The 19887-nt window shown below is 64.9% G+C and carries 14 protein-coding genes; 10 read left to right on the top strand and 4 right to left on the bottom strand.

What is annotated here, in order from left to right; genetic code table 11:
- Nucleotides 1-3 precede the first annotated feature (3 nt).
- Nucleotides 4-1134, bottom strand: a complete 1131-nt coding sequence (locus BFAL_RS07290) for an ROK family transcriptional regulator (protein WP_152973584.1) — start codon at nt 1132-1134, stop codon at nt 4-6.
- Between the two features lie 474 nt (nt 1135-1608).
- On the opposite strand from BFAL_RS07290, the gene adhE reads away from it, so the two are divergent.
- The 3 genes from adhE (at nt 1609) to BFAL_RS07275 (ending at nt 5350) form a co-directional block, all read left to right on the top strand.
- Nucleotides 1609-4338 (top strand): bifunctional acetaldehyde-CoA/alcohol dehydrogenase, encoded by a 2730-nt coding sequence (gene adhE, locus BFAL_RS07285; protein WP_055427740.1) that lies wholly within the window; start codon nt 1609-1611, stop codon nt 4336-4338.
- 167 nt (nt 4339-4505) lie between these two features.
- Entirely contained in the window at nt 4506-4910 is a 405-nt protein-coding gene (locus tag BFAL_RS11615; protein WP_236691703.1) for a hypothetical protein, read from the top strand.
- Nucleotides 4911-4984: 74 nt separating this feature from the next.
- Nucleotides 4985-5350 (top strand): VOC family protein, encoded by a 366-nt coding sequence (locus BFAL_RS07275; RefSeq protein ID WP_055427739.1) that lies wholly within the window; start codon nt 4985-4987, stop codon nt 5348-5350.
- Nucleotides 5351-5471: 121 nt separating this feature from the next.
- On the opposite strand, the gene BFAL_RS07270 is transcribed toward BFAL_RS07275, so the two are convergent.
- Nucleotides 5472-6785, bottom strand: a complete 1314-nt coding sequence (locus BFAL_RS07270; protein WP_055427738.1) for an MFS transporter — start codon at nt 6783-6785, stop codon at nt 5472-5474.
- A gap of 87 nt (nt 6786-6872) precedes the next feature.
- The gene (locus tag BFAL_RS07265) at nt 6873-7964 is read right to left on the bottom strand and encodes a PfkB family carbohydrate kinase (protein WP_082440456.1); all 1092 of its coding nucleotides are present in this window, start codon (nt 7962-7964) and stop codon (nt 6873-6875) included.
- Nucleotides 7965-8299: 335 nt separating this feature from the next.
- Between BFAL_RS07265 and rpmB the strand changes: the two genes are divergently transcribed.
- Nucleotides 8300-8494 carry a 50S ribosomal protein L28 gene (gene rpmB, locus BFAL_RS07260; RefSeq protein WP_055427737.1) on the top strand — a complete coding sequence of 65 codons (195 nt, stop codon included), beginning with the start codon at nt 8300-8302 and terminating at the stop codon, nt 8492-8494.
- A gap of 127 nt (nt 8495-8621) precedes the next feature.
- A complete protein-coding gene (locus BFAL_RS07255) occupies nt 8622-11114 on the top strand; it encodes an ATP-dependent DNA helicase RecG (RefSeq protein WP_055427736.1) in 2493 nt (830 codons plus the stop codon).
- Between the two features lie 35 nt (nt 11115-11149).
- On the opposite strand, the gene BFAL_RS07250 is transcribed toward BFAL_RS07255, so the two are convergent.
- Nucleotides 11150-12163 (bottom strand): acyltransferase family protein, encoded by a 1014-nt coding sequence (locus BFAL_RS07250; RefSeq protein WP_055427735.1) that lies wholly within the window; start codon nt 12161-12163, stop codon nt 11150-11152.
- Nucleotides 12164-12414: 251 nt separating this feature from the next.
- Here BFAL_RS07250 and BFAL_RS07245 point away from each other — a divergent pair, with 251 nt between their 5' ends.
- The 5 genes from BFAL_RS07245 to rsmD all read left to right on the top strand — a co-directional run bounded on the left by BFAL_RS07245 (nt 12415) and on the right by rsmD (nt 19801).
- Complete coding sequence (locus tag BFAL_RS07245; RefSeq protein ID WP_370696066.1) at nt 12415-13737, top strand: APC family permease; 1323 nt, start codon at nt 12415-12417, stop codon at nt 13735-13737.
- Nucleotides 13738-14320: 583 nt separating this feature from the next.
- Nucleotides 14321-15355 (top strand): hypothetical protein, encoded by a 1035-nt coding sequence (locus tag BFAL_RS07240; protein WP_152973583.1) that lies wholly within the window; start codon nt 14321-14323, stop codon nt 15353-15355.
- 53 nt (nt 15356-15408) lie between these two features.
- Nucleotides 15409-17319: a thioredoxin domain-containing protein gene (locus BFAL_RS11050; RefSeq protein ID WP_055427733.1), complete on the top strand. Its 1911-nt coding sequence runs from the start codon at nt 15409-15411 to the stop codon at nt 17317-17319.
- A 10-nt stretch (nt 17320-17329) separates the two neighbouring features.
- Nucleotides 17330-18928, top strand: coding sequence for a dicarboxylate/amino acid:cation symporter (locus BFAL_RS07230; RefSeq protein ID WP_055427732.1), 1599 nt, complete (start codon nt 17330-17332; stop codon nt 18926-18928).
- A 243-nt stretch (nt 18929-19171) separates the two neighbouring features.
- Nucleotides 19172-19801 carry a 16S rRNA (guanine(966)-N(2))-methyltransferase RsmD gene (gene rsmD / locus BFAL_RS07225; protein ID WP_055427731.1) on the top strand — a complete coding sequence of 210 codons (630 nt, stop codon included), beginning with the start codon at nt 19172-19174 and terminating at the stop codon, nt 19799-19801.
- Nucleotides 19802-19887 lie beyond the last annotated feature (86 nt).

Raw genomic sequence — 19887 nt, 5'->3', positions numbered from 1 at the left:
CTATTATGCGCCGCAGATTTCGGACAGATAGGTCTCCACGTAGCGCAACGCGGCGCCGATGATGTTCTGGTCTTCGGCGCAGTAGCTGCGGCGCAATGTGAATCGTTCGGTGCCGAACGGCGTGCGTTCGACGACGCGCCGCTTCAGATCGTCGATGTCGTCGTCCTCGAGATACTGCGCGGCCTCGCCGCCGATGATCACGTCGCCGGCGATGACCGAACGCACGTTGACGATCGCCTGCGCCACATAATCGAGCCATTCGTCCATGCGTTCGCGGTGGTGCCGCTCGCCCTGCTCGAGCACGCTGAAGAAGCCGGGGATCGACTCGTAGTCCTCCGGCAGCGACTCGGGCGAGCAGTACGTGTCCATGCAGCCGCGCTGGCCGCAGTAGCATTCGCGTCCGCCCGGCACGAGCGTCATATGCTCGATGGCTCCGTTGCACATGTTCGGCCCCTGGTAGAGCCTGCCGCCCACGATCACCGCGCCGCCGGGGCGCCGCTCGAGGTAGACGCAGACGGCGTCGGTGAGCGTCTTGTCGAACCAGAGTTCGGCCATCGCGGACGCGTCGGAGTCGTGAATCATCATGCAGGGACGGTGTATGGACTGCGCGATGGCGTCGAGCGTGAGCCCGGTGTTGCGCATGATGTTGCCGAAGGTGATCGTGCGCCCGTCGGGCGAGACGATGCCCTGGATCGCGAAGGCGACGCCCAGCACCCCGCCGTGTCTGGCTTCGACGTCCGTGGCGAAGTTCTCGACGATGTCGCCCACGCGCTGGTAGTAGACGTTCGCGTTGCGGTAGGGGAGCGTGCGGTTGAGCCTCTCGACGACGTTGCCGCGCAGGTCCACGGCGCACATGCGCACCTCGTTGTGCTTCATCACCACGCCGATGGCGGTGCGGTGATCGGGATTGAAGTCGTAGCCACGCGCCTTGCGCCCGCCGGTGGAGGCGAGGAGGGGGCCCTGGCGTATGACATGCTCCGATTCCAAAGCACGCAGGTTCTGTGTGATGGTGGGCAGGCTCAGCCCGAGTTCGCGTTCGATCTCCTGCTTGGTGGCATGGTCGTGCGTGTACAGATACTGGGTCATGGCGATGCGGTTGTGCGTCTTCACCGCCGCGGATGGCATTGCCTTCATGACGGACCTCCATTGGATGCGTTATCGGCAGTGTACTTTTATAAAAGTGATTTTGCATATTCGTGGGCGTGGCGCGGTCTGCGCCGACGTGTTCCAGGGATTGCGTGACGGAACTTTTATTAATCTGATTTGTGTTTGATTGCAGCGATGGGCGAATTTTAGAAAAGCACTTTCTATAAGTAAGGCGTTCAAGGCGGTGAGCTCCATGTGATTTCCGTCAAAAAATGAACAGAAAGTATCAAATAACCGAATATTGAATGGTTTTGTGCGCTAAATCTCACAACATCAAACAAAAACCGCATAAATACAAACATGAAACGCCGTAGATTTTGTGCGCATGCAGCTTGTTGACCGATTCGTTATATTGTGACGCAGGCCACATAAGCAACCCAAGGTTGAGTGTGCTGAACGATGTCCGCCTACGGGCGGGAGATTCCATACAACGAATTTGCACCGGCAAATCGAGGAGGATTCATGGCAGAAGCGAAGAAGACCGAGGCTCCCACCAAACCGAGCCCGGAAGAGAAGCAGGCCGCGGCGCAGGCCGAGGTCGATGCCCTTGTCGCCAAGGGCCTGAAGGCGTTGGACGCGTTCGAGAAGCTCGATCAGAAGCAGGTCGATCATATCGTGGCGAAGGCGTCCGTCGCCGCGCTGAACAAGCACCTGGTGCTCGCGAAGATGGCCGTCGACGAGACCGGCCGTGGCCTGGTCGAGGACAAGGCCACGAAGAACATCTTCGCGTGCGAGCACGTGACCAACTATCTGGCGGGTCAGAAGACCGTCGGCATCATCCGTGAGGACGACGTGCTGGGCATCGACGAGGTCGCCGAGCCGGTCGGTGTCGTCGCCGGCGTCACCCCGGTGACGAACCCGACCTCGACGGCGATTTTCAAGTCGCTGATCGCGCTGAAGACCCGCTGCCCGATCATCTTCGGCTTCCACCCGGGCGCGCAGAAGTGCTCCGTCGAAGCCGCGCGCATCGTGCGCGACGCCGCGATCGAGGCGGGCGCCCCTGAGGATTGCATCCAGTGGATCGAGCACCCGTCGATCGAGGCGACCGGCGCGCTGATGAAGCATGACGGCATCGCGACGATCCTCGCGACGGGCGGTCCGGGCATGGTCAAGGCCGCGTACTCCTCCGGCAAGCCGGCCCTCGGCGTCGGCGCGGGCAACGCCCCCGCGTACGTCGACGCGGACGTGGACATCGTGCGCGCCGCGAACGACCTGGTGCTGTCCAAGCACTTCGACTACGGCATGATCTGCGCGACCGAGCAGGCCATCATCGCCCACAAAGACGTGTACGCGCCGCTCGTCAAGGAGCTCAAGCGCCGCAAGGCGTACTTCGTGAACGCGGAGGAGAAGGCCAAGCTCGAGCAGTACATGTTCGGCTGCACCGCCGGCTCCGGCCAGACCCCGAAGCTCAACTCCGTGGTGCCGGGCAAGTCCCCGCAGTACATCGCCAAGGCCGCCGGCTTCGAGATCCCCGCGGACGCGACGATCCTGTGCGCCGAGTGCACGGAGGTGTCGGACAACGAGCCGCTCACCCACGAGAAGCTCGCCCCGGTCCAGGCCGTCCTCAAGGCCGACTCCAAGGAGCAGGCGTTCGAGATGTGCGAGGCGATGCTCAAGCTGGGCGCCGGCCACACCGCCGCCATCCACACCAACAACCAGGAGCTGGTGCGCGAGTATGGCCTGAGGATGCACGCCTGCCGCATCATCTGGAACCAGCCGAGCTCGCTGGGCGGCATCGGCGACATCTACAACGCGATCGCCCCGTCGCTGACCTTGGGCTGCGGCTCGTACGGCGGCAACTCGGTGTCGGGCAACGTGCAGGCCGTGAATCTGGTGAACATCAAGCGCATCGCTCGGAGGAACAACAACATGCAGTGGTTCAAGATCCCGGCCAAGACGTACTTCGAGCCGAACGCGATCAAGTACCTGCGCGACATGTACGGCATCGAGAAGGCCGTGATCGTGTGCGACAAGGTCATGGAGCAGCTCGGCGTGGTCGACAAGATCATCGACCAGCTGCGCGCCCGCGCGAACAACGTCACGTTCCGCATCATCGACTACGTCGAGCCGGAGCCGAGCGTCGAGACCGTCGAACGCGGCGCGGAGATGATGCGCGAGGAGTTCGAGCCGGACACGATCATCGCGGTCGGCGGCGGCTCGCCGATGGACGCGTCCAAGATCATGTGGCTGCTGTACGAGCACCCGGAGATCAGCTTCTCCGACGTGCGCGAGAAGTTCTTCGACATCCGCAAGCGCGCGTTCAAGATCCCGCCGCTGGGCAAGAAGGCCAAGCTCGTGTGCATCCCGACCTCGTCCGGCACCGGTTCCGAGGTCACGCCGTTCGCCGTGATCACCGACCACAAGACCGGCTACAAGTACCCGATCACCGACTACGCGCTGACCCCGTCGGTCGCGATCGTGGATCCGGTGCTCGCCCGCACCCAGCCTAGGAAGCTCGCCTCGGACGCCGGCTTCGACGCGCTGACCCACAGTTTCGAGGCGTACGTGTCCGTGTATGCGAACGACTTCACCGACGGCATGGCCCTGCACGCCGCCAAGCTCATCTGGGACAACCTGGCGGAGTCCGTTAACGGCGAGCCCGGCCTGGCCAAGACCAACGCGCAGGAGAAGATGCACAACGCGGCCACGATGGCCGGCATGGCGTTCGGCTCCGCGTTCCTGGGCATGTGCCACGGCATGGCCCACACGATCGGCGCCCTGTGTCACATCGCGCACGGCCGCACGAACTCGATCCTGCTGCCGTACGTGATCCGCTACAACGGGCAGGTCCCGGAGGAGCCCACCAGCTGGCCGAAGTACAACAAGTACATCGCCGACGAACGCTACCGCGACATCGCCGTGAACCTCGGCGTCGACCCGGGCAAGACCCCGGCCGAGGCCGTGGAGAACCTCGCGAAGGCCGTGGAGGACTACCGCGACAACAAGCTCGGCATGAACAAGAGCTTCCAGGAGTGCGGCGTGGACGAGGACTACTTCTGGAGCGTGCTCGACCAGATCGGCATGCGCGCCTACGAGGACCAGTGCACGCCCGCGAACCCGCGCATCCCGCTCATCAACGACATGAAGGACATCGCCATCGCCGCCTACTACGGCGTGCGCCAGGAGGAAGGCCACAAGATCCGCGTCGAACGCGAAGGCCTCGCCGCCACCGAAGAAGCCTCCGAACGCTGAACTCGGTAGGTGTCCTGTAATTCCGCAAGCCCCCTCGTTCCCGAACGAGGGGGCTTGCCCGTATGCGGGACGTCGTCCAGGTCATCATCGGCCCATAGCCAGCAGGTTGCCACAATCGTGCTGTACAGTAGTCGGCAACCACATAGTCATCAATGAAGGGGTGTGACATGGGATTGTTCGACAGCATCAGGAATCTGGCATCCGAGCATCTGGGCGGCGTCGCCGAAGGCGTGTTCGGCGGGGCCGCGGGCGACATCATCGGCAATATCGCCCAACAGTTCCCGGGCGGTGCCGATCTGAGCTCGCTCAGCGACCTGCCCGCCGCCGTCACGGAGCAGTTCGACGCCGGCCAGCTGGGCGAGATCGCACAGGTCGCCGGCGACCATCTCAATCCCGAACAGCTCGGCGACCTCGCCGCACTGGCGCAGGAGCACGTCTCCGCCGATCAGATCGGTGCCGTGGCCGGCATGATCGGCGAACAGGGCGCGAACCTCGATTTCGGCGCCATCGCAGAGCAGGCCGGTCTGCCCGGCGACGTCATCGGCCAGATCTCCGGTCTGCTCGGACGCTGATTCCGGCAAATCCGGCTACACTGGAGACGGTGCCGCCCGAGGCATTCCCGGACGGCGGAAACAAGGAGGTAGCCATGATCGATCATGTCGGACTTTTCGTCAAGGACGCCAATGAACGCGCCGGATTCTACGAGCATCTGCTCGCCCCGCTCGGCTATGTGAAGAAGCATGATTTCCCGGGCGCGGTGTGCTTTGCGAACAAGGCGGACGGCGACAGCGTGTGGCTGGAATCCCCGAAGGACGGCAACCCGGTCGTCCCGACGCATCTGGCGTTCCACGCGGCCGACGAGGACGCCGTCAAGGCGTTCCACAAGGCCGGGCTCGAGGCGGGCGGCACGGACAACGGCCAGCCCGGTCCGCGCCCGAACTACGGGCCGACGTACTACGCCGCGTTCATCCACGACCCCGACGGCAACAACATCGAGGCCTGCCTGCGTTAGAGGCGCTGATCGGCCGCAAGGGAAGCGGACGCGCTGTTCGTCTGAACGGGCGAACCGTGCTCTCCCCAGTCGGCTTCGCTGACAGCCCCCTCAACAGAGGGGGCTCGGTTTGGCGGGAGATTCAGGCGATCCGGGCCGAGGCCGTCGCCGTCCGCGTAGGATCTTTCTGCAACGTGAGGAAGACAAGCGCCACCACCAGCAGGATCGCGATGGAGAGCACGCCGAGCGAGGCGTTGCCGGTCAGCGTAGTCGTCGTGGCCACGAGGAACGTGCCGAGGATCGAGGCGGTCTTGCCGAAGATGTCGTAGAAGCCGTAGTACTCGTTCGCGTGGTCCTTGGGAATGATCTTGCCGTAATAGGAACGCGACAGCGCCTGGATGCCGCCTTGGAACATGCCCACCAGAATCGCGAGAATCCAGAACTCGGGCGCCGCCTTGAGGAAGAACGTGGCGAAGAACACGATGCACATGTACGCCACCACGGCGGCCATGATCATCGGCTTGCAGCCGAAGCGGCCGGCGAGACGGCCGTAGATGATCGCGCAGGGGAACGCCACGAACTGCGTGACCAGCAGCGCCACCACGAGCTGCGTGGAATCGATGCCGAGCTGCGTGCCGTACGAGGTGCTCATCGAGATCACCGTGTTCACCGCATCGATGTAGAAGAAGAACGCGACCATGAACATCCACAGTGGCTTGTTCTTCACGATCTTGCCGAACGTGGATCCGAGCTCGCGGAACGTGCCCGCGACCGCCTCGCGCGCATGCTCGCGCGTCGCACGGTAGTGGACCTGCGTGTAGCTGGTCAGCAGCGGCACTGTGAACGCCACCCACCACAGCGCCGTGATCACGAACGCGGCGCGCGTGCAGGCCACTGTGGACCATCCGAAGACCGCCGGTCCGCCGAAGATCAGCGCGATGCACGCGATGAACGGGATGGTGGAGCCCACATAGCCCCAGCCGTAGCCGTGCGAGGACACCTTGTCCATGCGCTCGTTGGTCGTGGTGTCGATGAGCATCGAATCATAGAACGTGAGCGAACCGTTGAGGCCTATCGTGGCGAGCACGTAGACGATGAGGAACGGCAGCCAGGTCAGCGGCAGGGCCATCGCGCAGCACATCACCACGCCCGTGCCGAAGAACCCGAGGAAGAACCTGATCTTCATGCCCTGCACGTCCGCGATCGAGCCGAGCAACGGCATGAGCAACGCGATGACCAGCGAGGCGATCGTCTGCGCATACCCCCATGCGGACACGATGTTGCCGTCCGCGGGCATCAGCGACTTCGCGTAGATCGGGATGACCGCCGTGGACAGCAGCACGAACGCGGAGTTGCCCACGTCGTAGACAATCCACTTCTTCTCGCGCGTGGTGAGCCTGGCCAAGGCGTCGGCGGGGGCGCCTTGCGGGGCGGTTGTGGTGGCGTTCTGGGACATGTGCGTTCTCCCTACGGTCTCGAATCGCATTCAATCGTAGGGGAGCGAGCTGGAACGGCGGGTCTGGCAAGGTGAACGCAGTATGAATTATGCCGTCTGCGGCCCCGATTCCACGGTCCCCGCCAAGGCGACGGCCTCGTCGTAGGAGGGGCAGATCGGCACGCCGCCCTGGTTGCGCTGGATCGCCAGCGAGGCGGCGGCGTTCGCGATCCGCACCGCGTCCGCGAGCGACCATCCCTTCGCCAGCATCGCGCACGTCGCCCCCGTATGGCATGCGCCGGCGGAGCGTGTGTGCACGCCCTTCGTCGGGAATCCCTCGATGTGCTCCACCGCGCCGCCGGGCTCGCGCACCCAGGCGCCGCGCGATCCGGCGCGCACGACCAGCGGGGCGCGCAACGCGTTGCCGAGCGCGTCGCACAAGGTGTTCATCGCCTGGTCGAAGCCTCCGCCGACGGTGAGCGCCGCCTCCTCGTCGATGGGCACGCCGAGCCGGTCGGCCAGCGTCGTCGCCTCCTGACGGTTGCATGACCAGATCGGGCGTGCGAGCACGAGATCCTCCAGCAGATGGTCGTTGACGAGTTTCAGGGTGTTGGTCGGGTTGATGACGAGTCGGTACGGCCGCGTCTTCGGATCGGTGCCGGCGCGGGCCACGAATCCGTCGATGCCGGTGGCCGTGTGGTCGAGCATCGTGTTGCCGCTGATATGCACCACGTCGCCCGCGCCCGGCTCGAGCGCGTCGAACGTGGTCTCGTCGCCCTGCGCCTCCGCGCCGTAATGCGCGACGAACGTCTTGCGCCCATCCTGGTCGTGGAAGACGAGACGGAATCCGGAATCCGCGTCGAGCCGCGAGGGGCCGACGTGCGCGATGCCGGCCTCCTCGTACGCCTTGCGCACCATCGACGCCCACACGCCGTTGCCGATGATTCCGGCGTGTTCGGCGGGCACGCCCATGCGCGCCACCGCGTCCAGCACCCGGTAGCTGCCGCCGACCACGGGCCGCGTGTCGTTCGCGATCGCGAAGTCGCCGGCTGCGGGCATCTCGTCGACGTCCATCATGATGTCGACCCACACCTGGCCGAGCGAGATCACGGATGGGATGTGCGCGGCGTCTTCGCCGGCGTCCGTGCCGTTCGTCGCGTCGTGCAGGGTATCGTGCAGAGTGTTGTGCAATCCGAACATGTCGTCCTCCTTGAGCCCCAAGAACCGCCAGCTGTCGGTGATGACGGTGCCAGACCATTCTATATCCTCGGTCCGGTCTCACCTGTGATTCTAGGTGCGGCGGCGTGTGCCGCAATGGGCATCGGAACGCTACGCGTCCGGTATCGCCAGTAGAATTCCTCTTCTACGCCCAAGGCGTACCGGTGGCGCACGGGAATCGCATAGGATTCCACGCCGTGTTGCGCTTGTCGGCGTGCTGGGATATATTCGTGAAGTTGTGTGTTCGGTTGAACGTGTTCGCATGGTCGGCCGGGACGCGAAACAGACTTGATAGTCAAGGTTAAAGGGAGTCCATCATGGCAGCTCGTTGTGACGTGTGCGGCAAGGGTCCGCAGGTCGGATACACCGTGTCTCACTCGCATATCCGCAACAAGCGCACCTTCCGCCCGAACCTGCAGCCGGTCCGTACCACGGTCGATGGCGAGAACGTTCGTCTCCGCGTGTGCGTCAAGTGCATCAAGGCCGGCAAGGTCCAGCGCGTGGTTGCGTGAGTGCGCGAACAGCGTTAACGTATCGGAGCCCCATCGGTTCACCGGTGGGGCTTTCGCATATCATGCGACGATCGCGGCTCCGGTACTGTTGTCCGGTCCGCCGCGGCGTGTGGGAGAATACAGGACTATGGGCATTACGTTGGACACTCCGGTCGCGGCGCTGCTGGCGAACAAGCGCCGCGCGTCCGCGCTCAAATCGTTCGGAATCGTCACCGTCGGCGACGCGCTCACCTACTATCCGTTCCGCGTGACCGCCCCTGTGCCCGAGCGTGCGGTACGCGAGGCGGTCATCGGCCAGCAGATGGCGTTCGCGGGTGTCGTGCGCTCCGCACGCACCTTCTCCGGTCGCAACATGCGTCTGATCGTCACCGTCGACGACAGCGTCTCCGCCGTCGCGCGCGGCATGCGTGAGGACAGTGCGCAGCTCGTCTTCTTCGGCGGCGGCAAAAAAGGCTATATCGACTGGCTGATGCGGCGTTTCGCCGAGGGGAACACGGTCGTCGTCGCCGGAGCGCCGTCCGAGTACATGGGGCGCCTGCAGTTCACCCATCCGCAGATCCTCACCGTCGCGCCATCGCGGACCCTCGACGGCGACGATCCGTGGCGGGATTTCGCGTCGCCACGGCGGCAGACCGCCGTCGCCCGGAACACCGTCTCCGGCGGATGGGACGCGCCCACCGTCGCCGAGGCGATGGCGCGCGTGACCAAGCCGCGCCCGATCTACCATGCGTCCGCAAGACTCAAGAGCGAACGCATCCACGAGACGATACTGAGCCTCATGTGGATGCTCGGAGGGCGCGACCTGCCCGCCCCCGGCACCGACGACATCGCCCTGCAGGCCCATGAGGACGAGGACCGGTTCGCCGCCACCCTCGCCGACGCCATTCCCGACATCCTGCCGGAATCGATCCGCACGGCACGCGGGCTCATGCACCGGGCCGACGCGTTCCGTGCGATCCACGAGCCTCAATCGAAGCAGTCGTTCGGCAAAGGCATCGACACGCTGCGCTACGAGGAGGCGTTCATCTGCCAGACGTCGCTGCTCCAGGCGCGACGCCACGCGCACAAGGCCGCCGCACACCCCTGCCCGCTTCAACCCGAAAACGACGCGCATGCGGCGGAATCCGGCGAGACCAGCCTGCGCGACAGGTTCATCGATTCACTGCCGTTCACGCTCACCGGCGGCCAACGCGCCGTGATCGACGACATCGCCGCCGACATGACGCGCCCCACGCCGATGCAGCGGCTGCTGCAGGGCGAGGTCGGCTCCGGCAAGACCGTCGTCGCACTCGCCGCGATGCTGCAGGCCGTCGGCGCCGGATATCAGGCGGTGCTCGTCGCGCCCACGCAGGTACTCGCCGAACAGCATGCCGAGACCATCACGCGCATGATTGCGGCGATGGACGGCGGCGGTGACGCCGTAACGCACGCGCAGGCGCCGAGCGTGCCGGTCACGTTGCTCACCGGCGGCATGCGGCTCGCGGCGCGGCGCAAGGCGCTCGCCGCCGCCGCGAGCGGCACGCCGGGCATCATCGTGTCGACGCACGCCGCGTTCTCGAAGACGTTCCAGGCACCGAACCTCGCACTGGTCGTCATCGACGAACAGCATCGGTTCGGCGTCGAACAGCGCGAATCGCTGAACGCGAAATCCGCTGACGGCACCGCGCCGCACCTACTCGTCATGACCGCCACGCCGATTCCGCGCACCGCCGCCATGACCTGGTTCGGCGACCTCGACATCTCGTGGCTCACCGAACTGCCCGGCGGGCGCAAGCCGATCCGCACCGTCGTCGTCAACGAAAACGACGCGAACACGATGGGCCGCATGTTCTCGCACATCCGCGCGCGCATCGACGCGGGGGAACGCGCGTACATCGTGTGCGCGCGCATCGACGCGGACGACGAGGAGGGCAGGGGCGGCGGTTCGCGCGGGGGAGCGCGCGCCGCCGACGGTATCGACGACATGTTCGCCGCGCTCGACGAGAACGGCGAGGAGGTCGCGCGTCCGCCGTTGCACTCCGTCGCGGAGATCGCCGCACGGCTCAAGGCGCTGCCGCAGTTCGCGGGCGTCAGGTTCGCCACGCTCACCGGGAGGGACAAGGACGATGCGAAGACGCAGGTCATGGACTCGTTCGCCTCCGGGGAGACGCCCGTGTTGGTCTGCACGACGGTGATCGAAGTGGGCGTGGATGTCAGGCAGGCCAGCTGCATCGTGATCTTCGACGCGGACCGGTACGGGCTTTCACAGCTGCACCAGCTGCGCGGGCGCGTCGGCCGAGGCGGCACGAACAGCTGGGCGTTCCTCATCTCGCGTGCCGAACCGGGAACGACCGCCGAGGCACGTCTCGAGGTCATCCATGATTCGCTCGACGGCGCGAAGATCGCGCAGGCGGATCTGGAGCTGCGCGGCGCGGGCGACGTGCTCGGCGACGCGCAATCAGGCTTGAAATCGAGCCTCAAGCTGCTGCGCGTCGTCAAGGATGCGAAAATCATCACCGACGCGCGCGAACGCGCAGCGCACATGCTCGCCGAGGATCCGGACCTTGCGGACGCGCCGCAGCTTGCCGGAGCGGTGCTTGACTTCACCCGCGGCAACGAGACCTTCCTCACCTCCAACTAGGGTGCCGGTCGCCGACTGTTATGCCGGTGGCCGGTTCATTCGCCGATGACGACTCCGCAATGGATACGCCGCATGAGTTCGGTGAGCAGGATCGCGACACATCCGAATCCGACGAAGTTGATGAGAACCATGAGCAGCGGGTTGATCTCTGGCCAGTAGGTGAAGGAGATGTAGAGCATGGGTGAGTGGAACAGATAGATGCCCATGCTGTCCTTGCTGATCAGACGCAGCGGTGCGCAGGAGCGTCTGGGGGTGATCAGGTATATGCACAGCGTACTGATCGCGGACAGTACGAGCATGATGGGGGTTGAATGCGTGTTCCATGACAGGGCGACGCATGCCGCCAGAACGATGACGGTAACCGGTATCGGAATGAGCGGTGTCGTGGCCCCTTGCCCGTTCACGCGCCGCAGCACCGCTTCATGCCGATGATAGATGAACCCCAATGCGAAGAAGAAATAGTAGAAGGTGAACTGCATAAGATACGTGTTCTTCTCCACCAGCGGATGGGCGAAAACGAAGACGGCCCACGAAAGCAGGCTCACGGCTCCCATGGCGATGTCCAGCCGGATGCCGGTGCCGCATATCTTGATGAGGAAGAGACTGATCGCCAGCATGAGGAACAATGTCGGCAGGAACCATAAATGGCCGTTATCGGATCCCCGCAGGAAGTCCCTCAGGATGACTGTAGGGATTGATTGGCCCCGATAGCCGGGGTAGTCGAGCAGAAGCCGAATGGGCAGCATCCATGCCAGACCGATGATCAGGAACGGCAGGAGAATGCGCTTGCACTTGTTCCACAGGAATGGACGGGCGTCAAGCCCATCCCCCCCCCTAAGCATAGTGAACACGAGGCAGAATCCTGATACCGAAAAGAACAGCGGTATCTGCAGCATGTTGATGATGTTCTTGAGATGATCGAGCACCTGCGACTGCACAGGCGTCTCGTAAAGATTCCAGGTACTCGAGTACAGGACGATGCTATGTCCGAAAGCGACAAGCAGGATGGCTATGGCACGGATGCTGGTGATGTCTTCCCTCTTCTGCACGAGGCCATGCTAAGCCGTTGTCTGTACCTCCATCTTGGAGACGTGGGACGGGTCGTGGTGAAGGCATGTCATAGAAAATCCGTATGACTGTGGTCGGCGTTGCGGCGTGCCGGGGCATGTTCCTGTGCTTTAAGTGGAGGGACATGAATGGCGAACATAGGGGGAATGCCATGGGGAAGGGGAATCGTGCGTCTGCGAAGCTCATTGCAGAGGCGGATAGGGGCCGGCGTCGGCCGGCGTCTGCGAAACGCATTGCCGCGACAGGCGGTCTGGAGGCGCGGCAGGGACGCGCAGGACTCGGGACCGCATCGTTGACCGCGTTGGCGGTCGGAGGGGTCGTTGGATTGGGCGTTATGTCGATGGCGGGCATCGGCATCGGAATCACCGGCACCGGATTGTGGACGGCGGCGTTGACGGCGGGCATACTGGCCGCCGTTGCGTTGGCGCCGCAGCTGGCGGTCAGCGCCGGCGGCGCGTACCCGGGAGGGCAATACGAGCAGGTGGGTGCGCTGCTCGGCGCCCGTGCGGGCGGCGTGGTCGCATATCTCATGTGCTTTCTTGTGTTCGACGTGACCGCCTACGCGTGGTCTGCGGCGAAGCTGCTGCATCTGCCCTCGTTAGCCGAGCGTACGCTCGCCGCAATCATCGTCGTCGTTTTCGTTGCGATCCATGCGTTGGGGGCGCGCGTCGCAGCCGTCGCGCAACTGGTCATGGCCGTGCTGCTGGCAGTCGCGTTCGGCGTGTACGCGGCGTATCTCGCGCCGCACGTGCGCGCCGAGTATCTCACCCGGAACGTGTTCCTCGGTTCGCCGGCGGTGTTCCTGTTCGCCGTGCTGTACATGACGTTCATGGTCAACGGCGTGGCGTCCGTTGCGAACTATGCGGCCGTGACGCGTGAGCCGCGCGTCGCCATACCCCGCGCCATGCGCCTGTCGTTGGTCATCGTGGTCGTGCTGTACACGGTGCTGTGCGTGCTGGACGCCGGCGTGCTGCCCATCGATCGCGTGGCCAACCGTGACCTGTCCGTCTCGGCGGGCGCGTTCATGCCGTCGGGCATCGCCGCGGCGTTTGTGGCCTCAGGCTCGGCGTTCGCGCTGCTCACCACGTTGAACGCGGTCATCGGCTGGATCGTCCATCCGCTGCGCGCCGCGGCACGGGACGGGTGGCTGCCGAAGGAGCTCGCGGCCGTATCGGAACGCACCGGCACACCGGTGCGGTTGCTGGCGGTGCTTGCGGCGGCGGGCGTCGTCCCGCTGATCGCAGGCGTGTCGACGATGACGGTCTCCTCCAGCGTGACGATCCTGACCATCGTGGTCCAGCTCGCCATCGCCGCCGGAGCGACACGTAGACAGGAGCGTCCCGTGGTCCGCGGCGTCTGCGCGGCCGCATGCGTGGTCGACGTGCTGCTCATCATCTGGCTGCTCTACACGATGAACACGCTGCTCATCGCCGGCAATGCCGTCCTGCTGCTCATAGCCGTGCTCGCCGCGTATCTGCGCGGCGCGTCATTGCCGCAATCGGACGAAACAAGACCGAAGGGAAACGTTGGAACAGCGGATGCGCGCATCCGCTGATATGAGGTCATAAGACATCCGTATAGCCACACGGTCCGCGACACGGCCCGGATGGTCTACGATGGCTGCAACGTCCCGATTCGGGGCGGTCTGGGGGAGAAGGCAGTTCATTCGCAAACCCGGCCGGTCCGAGGAGGGAAAGGCCACTGCGCAATGTTGGGGAACGATGCAGGGCCGGGCATCCTGGTCAGATGCCTTACACCGAGCAAGGAGCACATCATCATGCATATGCATACGCATATTCACCAAGGCGGCGGTGCGAAGCCGTCGGCGATCATCGCGCGACAGGCGTGTTCGGTGTCGTTCATGCCCATGCGGCTCAGGTAGCCGCATGACGGCGGTCCGTCCATCCGACGTAGCCGCCTCGTTCATCGGGCAGCGTGAGGAGCGTCGCCGTTTCACGGTCGTAAGCATCACCAAGTCGTGAAGCATCACCATACGGGTACGGCGGCCGCGCGCAAGCATACTCATGGAACGTCACGCGGCATCGGCCGGCGATTGTCGGCCGTGCTCTCCGTCTGATTGAACGTCATCGTCCAGCTCATCGCAATCGCAGAGTCCAAGAAGAAGGGAATCCCATATCATGTCATCGTCAATGTCACAGGAAGCCAGGGAACGGAACCGTTCCGGCAACCGTCCCCACCGCAGGGCGCGCCGCACGCTTATCGGCTCGCTGCTGGCCGCGGTGATCGCCGTGGCCGGTCTCCAGTTCGCGCTGGGCACCGCCTACGCGGTCGGCGACGTGTGCGACCTGTGTTCCGCCAACTACAATCCGGTCGCCTGCTGCTCGAGCGGCGGTTCCGCCTACGATTCCAACCCGGGCGGCGGCATCGACGTCTCCGCGCAGAAGGCCAGCTTCGACAGCTACTGCGCCAACTACAAGGCCCAGCAGGCCGCCGCCGCCAAGCCCGCCCAACCGCAGCAGTCGACGCCACAGACGTCAGCGCCGCAACAGCAGGCCACGCCGCAGCAGTCGGTGCCGCAGACGTCTCAGCCCGCCACGCAGACGGGCGGCGGCACGGGCACCGGCGCGACGGGAGTCCAGAACAACGGCGCGGCATCCGGCACCGGCGCCACGGCAGGCTCGGGTGAGGCGACGACGTCAGGCACCACCGAATCCACCCAGCAGAACGAGGACGCCGCAAAGGCGAAGTCCGAGGCGACCGAGGCGAAGTCCGGCGAGTCCAAGACCGAGGCGAAGACCACGACCTCCGGCAAGAGCACCGGTTCCACCGCCGTCGCGGAGGAGACGGGCACCAAGGCCACCGGTGTCGCCGATGAGGCGCCGGCGGTGAACCCGGCGGTCCGCATCATCGCCATCGCGCTGATCGCACTCGCCGCAGCCGGCACGCTCGTCGCCACGATCATCGTGCGTCAGCGCCGCAGGCACGCGCTCGCCGTCGGCTCCGATGCGGGCGCCGGTGACGCGGGCGTCGACGGGAACGTCGCGGACGCCCCGGTCGCGGCGGATACCGTCGCCGCTGATCAGTCCGCGCCGACGACCGTGCTTCCTCCCCTGGCCGATCACGCGCAGGAAACGACTTCGGTGTTCGACTTCCAAACCGGAGGCGGCACCTCCGCTGGGGAAGCGCACGACCGCACATCCGAATCCAAATGAACGAAACAGACAAACCGCAACAAACAAACATACGACAAGGGAATAGACGAATCATGAACAACATCATCTCCGGACACGGTCCGGCATCGAACGGTTGGAAAGGCAAAGCGATCGCGCTGATCGCCGCCGCGGCCATCGGCATCGGCGGATTCGCGCTGCCGGTCACCGCGACCGCAGCCGAGACGCCCATCGTCTCCACCCAGGGCGCTTCGCAGGAGGACACGCCGTTCGACTACTACGCCGGCATCGAGGGCCTGCCCACGGACCACGTGTTCGAGAACATCACGCTGGAACGCCTCGAAGACATCCTCAAGAACGGCACCGGCAAGTACGCGATCCTCATCGGCGGCACATGGGACCCGCAGTTCGCCAAGGCGCTGCCCGGCATCGACAAGGCCGCCAAGGCGCAGGGCATCACGAAGGTGTACAACTTCGACCCGCACCTCGACAACGCCGGAGCCGACACGCTCGTCGACGTGAACGACAGGAACAACAAGGTCGAGGCGTTCGCCAAGCGTTTCCAGACCACCGTCGACACCTACAAGCTGGGCGCCATCCAAAGCAAGGACCCCTCCAAGGTGGTGGACCTGCCCACGCTGTTCACCTATGACAAGGACGCCGCCGGCGACAACAAGGTGCTCGCCTACGCCGGCGCCGGATCCATCACGGACGCCACCGCCCTCGACGGCGTGCTCGCCACCGCGAAGAACGCAGCCGTGCGCACCAACGGCGACTTCTACGTGACCCACTACTCGCCGGACCGCGGCGCGGGCCCGGTGTTCAAGACCGGCGAGGAGAAGGACATCCGCCTCGTTTCCGTCACCTACGGCGAACTGGAGAAGATCCTGCAGTCCGAAGGCAACCACTTCATCTTCTTCGGCGCCACCTGGTGCCCCAACACGGAGGCCACCATCCGCTACGTGAACAGCGAGGCCGAGAAGTACGGCGTCGACCACGTCTACACGTTCGACACCATCCTCGACAACACGTCCGGCAAGGGTTCCCCGTTCCACATCCGCGACAGCTACGGTGACGGTGGCCATCCGCTTGCCGACCTGTACACGCATCTGGTGAACACCTACCTGCCGAACCTCGTGACCGAAGACACCGGCAAGTTCATCGTGGACTCCAAGGGGAACAAGGCGAACCGTCTGCAGGTGCCGCTGCTGCTCCACTACAACAACAAGAACGCCGTGCAGCTGCCCGGCACCGACCAACCCGCCGGCCCCATCACCGACGAGGTCGTCGACTACCATGGCGCCGACTACAACGTCGACACCAAGCCCCAGCCCACGGCGCGCGAATACATGCTCTCCTGGTGGGGCACCACGTACGACGACGCCAAGCTCAATGAGTTCAACTACCACACGCTCACCGGCGACGACCTGTCCACCGCGAAGAACTTCGGCCGCACCGTGACCAACGACCGTGACGCCTACGTGGCCCAGCTCGACCACTTCTACTCGCTCATCGAGCTTCGCGGCAGCATCGAGGAGGCCAAGAAGGTCAACCTCGAAGGTCGCGATGCCGCGCGTGTAGACGCGTTCAATGCCGCTCTCGCCAACGCTGAGAAGATCGTCGCGAACAAGCAGGCCCCGATTGACGGGGAGAACAGCCTCACCGCCGCCACCCAGACGCTCGATCGGGCCGAGGCCGGTCTGAGCGGCTCCGATTCCGGCAGCGGCAACAACGGCGGTAACTCGGGCAACGCCGGTAATGCCGGCAACTCTGGCAATGCAGGTAATTCGGGTAACGCCGGTAACGCCGGTAACTCGGGCAACGCCGGTAAGACGGTAAGTGCGGACAAGGCCTCTGGGCAGTTGTCGAACACCGGATCCGGCATCGTCCTGCCGGCCCTCACCGTGGCCGGACTGCTGGCACTCGCCGTGATCAGCCTCGTCGCCAGCCGCCGTGCGCGCGAGACCCGCGCCGCGGACGACGCCCGCATCGACGCCGGAAAGTGAGCCGATCCCCATGGGAGTCCTATCCGGCATCGATCCCACCGCGGTCGCCGTCTGGGCGGCGGTCATCGGCCTGTTCGTGCTGATCGCCGTGCTGCGCAAGGTGTTCTCGCTCAACTTCAGCGTGCTGACCGTGCTCGCGCTGGTGCTCGGCATCGCCGTGAGCCTCGCCTTCAACGGGCACGTCGATTCGCTCAACCTGCTCGGCAACATCTACATCAACCTCATCACCGCCCTCGTGGCGCCGCTGATCTTCGTCTCGATCATCTCCAGCATCACCTATGTCGGGTCGCTGCGTAAACTGCGCGGCATCGGACTGCGGTCGGTCGGCTGGCTGATGCTCACCAACCTCATCGCCATTGTGATGACGCTGTCCGTCGCCATCCCGCTGCACATCGGCGCCGGCGTCAAGCTTGTCAACGACGCCTCCACCGCGGGATTCCTCACCTCGCAGACCGCGCCGTTCGACCAGGTCGTGCTCAACTTCTTCCCGAAGAACATCGTGGGCGACCTGTCCGGCAACCGCGTGGTACCGATCATCATCACCGCCGCCGTGCTCGCCATCGCCATCGTGTCCGTAGGGCGAAGCAAGGATGTGAGCGTCGTCACGAAGTTCTTCGATCAGACGAAGGACGTGATCTACAAGGCAGTCGGGTACGTCGTCGAACTCACCCCGTACGCGGTGGTCGTGCTCGGCGCCACCTCCACGGCGGCCACCACTTCGAAGGCGGATGCGCTGCTCGCGCTGCTCGGCATCCTGCTGCTCGGATTCGCACTCAACTTCGTGCAGGCGTTCATCATCAACGGACTGCTGCTCAAGTTCGTGGCCGGCGTGAACCCGATCACGTTCTTCAAGGCCGTCCTGCCCGCGCAGACCACCGCGTTCACCACGCAGTCCAGCGTGGCGACGCTCCCGCTGAGCATCCGCCAGATCGGCACGATCGGCGTGGGCGCGGACGTGGCGAACTTCACCACGCCCATCGGCACCACAATCGGCATGCCCGGATGCGCCGGCGTATGGCCCATGCTGTCCGCTGTGTTCACCATCAACGCGCTCGGGCTCGACTACGGCCCCGGAGCCTATGCGGCGCTCGCCGTCATCGGCCTGTTCTCCTCGATCGGCACGGCCGGCGTGCCCGGCACTGCCATCGTCACCGCGACCACGGTGTTCACCGCGGTCGGGTTGCCGGTGCAGTTGCTGGTGCCGTTGGTGCCTGTCAGCAACATCGTCGGCATGCCGAGCACCATGGCGAACGTCTCCGCCGCCGTCACCTGCGCCACCATCGTGGCGCGTCAGACCGGCGAGTTCGATGACGGCGTGCTGGCCGCGGCCAAGGCCGGTACGGGGCGGCATCGCCATCGCGTGCCGGTCTCGTCTCCGGCTCCCGTGTCTCCTGCGCGACCGGTTTCGGTGCCTGGCGCAGGCGTGGCATCCACGCGCCCTGTTCCGGTGGCGGTCGTCACGCCGGTTGCGGCAGCCGCCGGGGCCGGAGCGGGTGCGGCGATTTCCCTCTCCAGAGGATCGTCCATGCTGCATCTTGGCGGGGACGGAGGCGAGGACCGTCCGGTTCCCGTCGGCGCGTGCGGTGTCCCCGATCGTCTGGCGGCGTAGAACCCCATGACAGTGGACCGTTGGTGACGGGCCTGCGGTGAAAAGAGAAACGGGCGGCCCCGCATGGTCAATTGCGGAACCGCCCTGAGTATCCGAGCAAGGGGTACTCGACAACGAATGATAGCATCGTTCGTTTCGAGTGCCCCTTGCCTGTGTTGCGTGCCATCGTCCTGACCGCCTGACCGTCCCGGACGGTGCGATCGTCGTCGAGGGCGGTGCAGCGCAAACGGTAGAGTGGTGCGTATGCGTGTGATTGCAGGACGATTCAAGGGCATGGCGTTGGCCACGCCGAAGACCGGGACCAGGCCGACCACCGACCGCACCAAGGAGGCGGTGTTCTCGCGTCTCGAATCCTGGGGCGTGCTCGACGACGCCCGCGTGCTCGACCTGTTCGCCGGCACGGGTGCGCTCGGCATCGAGGCGCTGAGCCGAGGTGCGCGCGAACTCGTCGCCGTGGAATCCTCGAAACCCGCTGCGGCGCTTATCGTGAAGACCCTCGCGCAGCTGAAGCGCAACAGGTCATGGTCGTCGGACATCAGCGCGTGCGTGCTCATCCGCAAGGCCGAGGCGTTCGCGGCGTCCGGTGCGGCGGCGCACCCGTTCGACCTGATCTTCATCGACCCGCCGTACGCGTTCGAAACGGCCGCGTGCGACTCGCTGCTCGCCGATCTGGCGTCCGGCGGGCTGACGGGCGAGGGCACGGTGATTGTGCTGGAACGTTCCGCGCGATCCGACGACCCCACGCCTCCGGCGGGGTGGGAGATTACCGATCATCACGACTACGGCGAGACGGCCGTGTTCGCCATCGAACCGGTCGTGAATGGTGACCGTGATGATGAGGATCGTGAGGATCATGAGGGTCCTGCACTGTGAGGCGAAACGCCGAACGGCCATACCTCGTATCGGGGCATGTGTATTGTGTACCTCGAAACGAGGTATCGCATGATGCCATGATGGTT

The sequence above is a fragment of the Bifidobacterium aesculapii genome, from assembly GCF_001417815.1.
In the GTDB taxonomy this organism is placed as follows: Bacteria; Actinomycetota; Actinomycetes; order Actinomycetales; family Bifidobacteriaceae; genus Bifidobacterium; species Bifidobacterium aesculapii.
The sequence above is the reverse complement of the archived record's forward strand: the minus strand, read 5'-3'. Positions and strand labels throughout refer to the sequence as shown.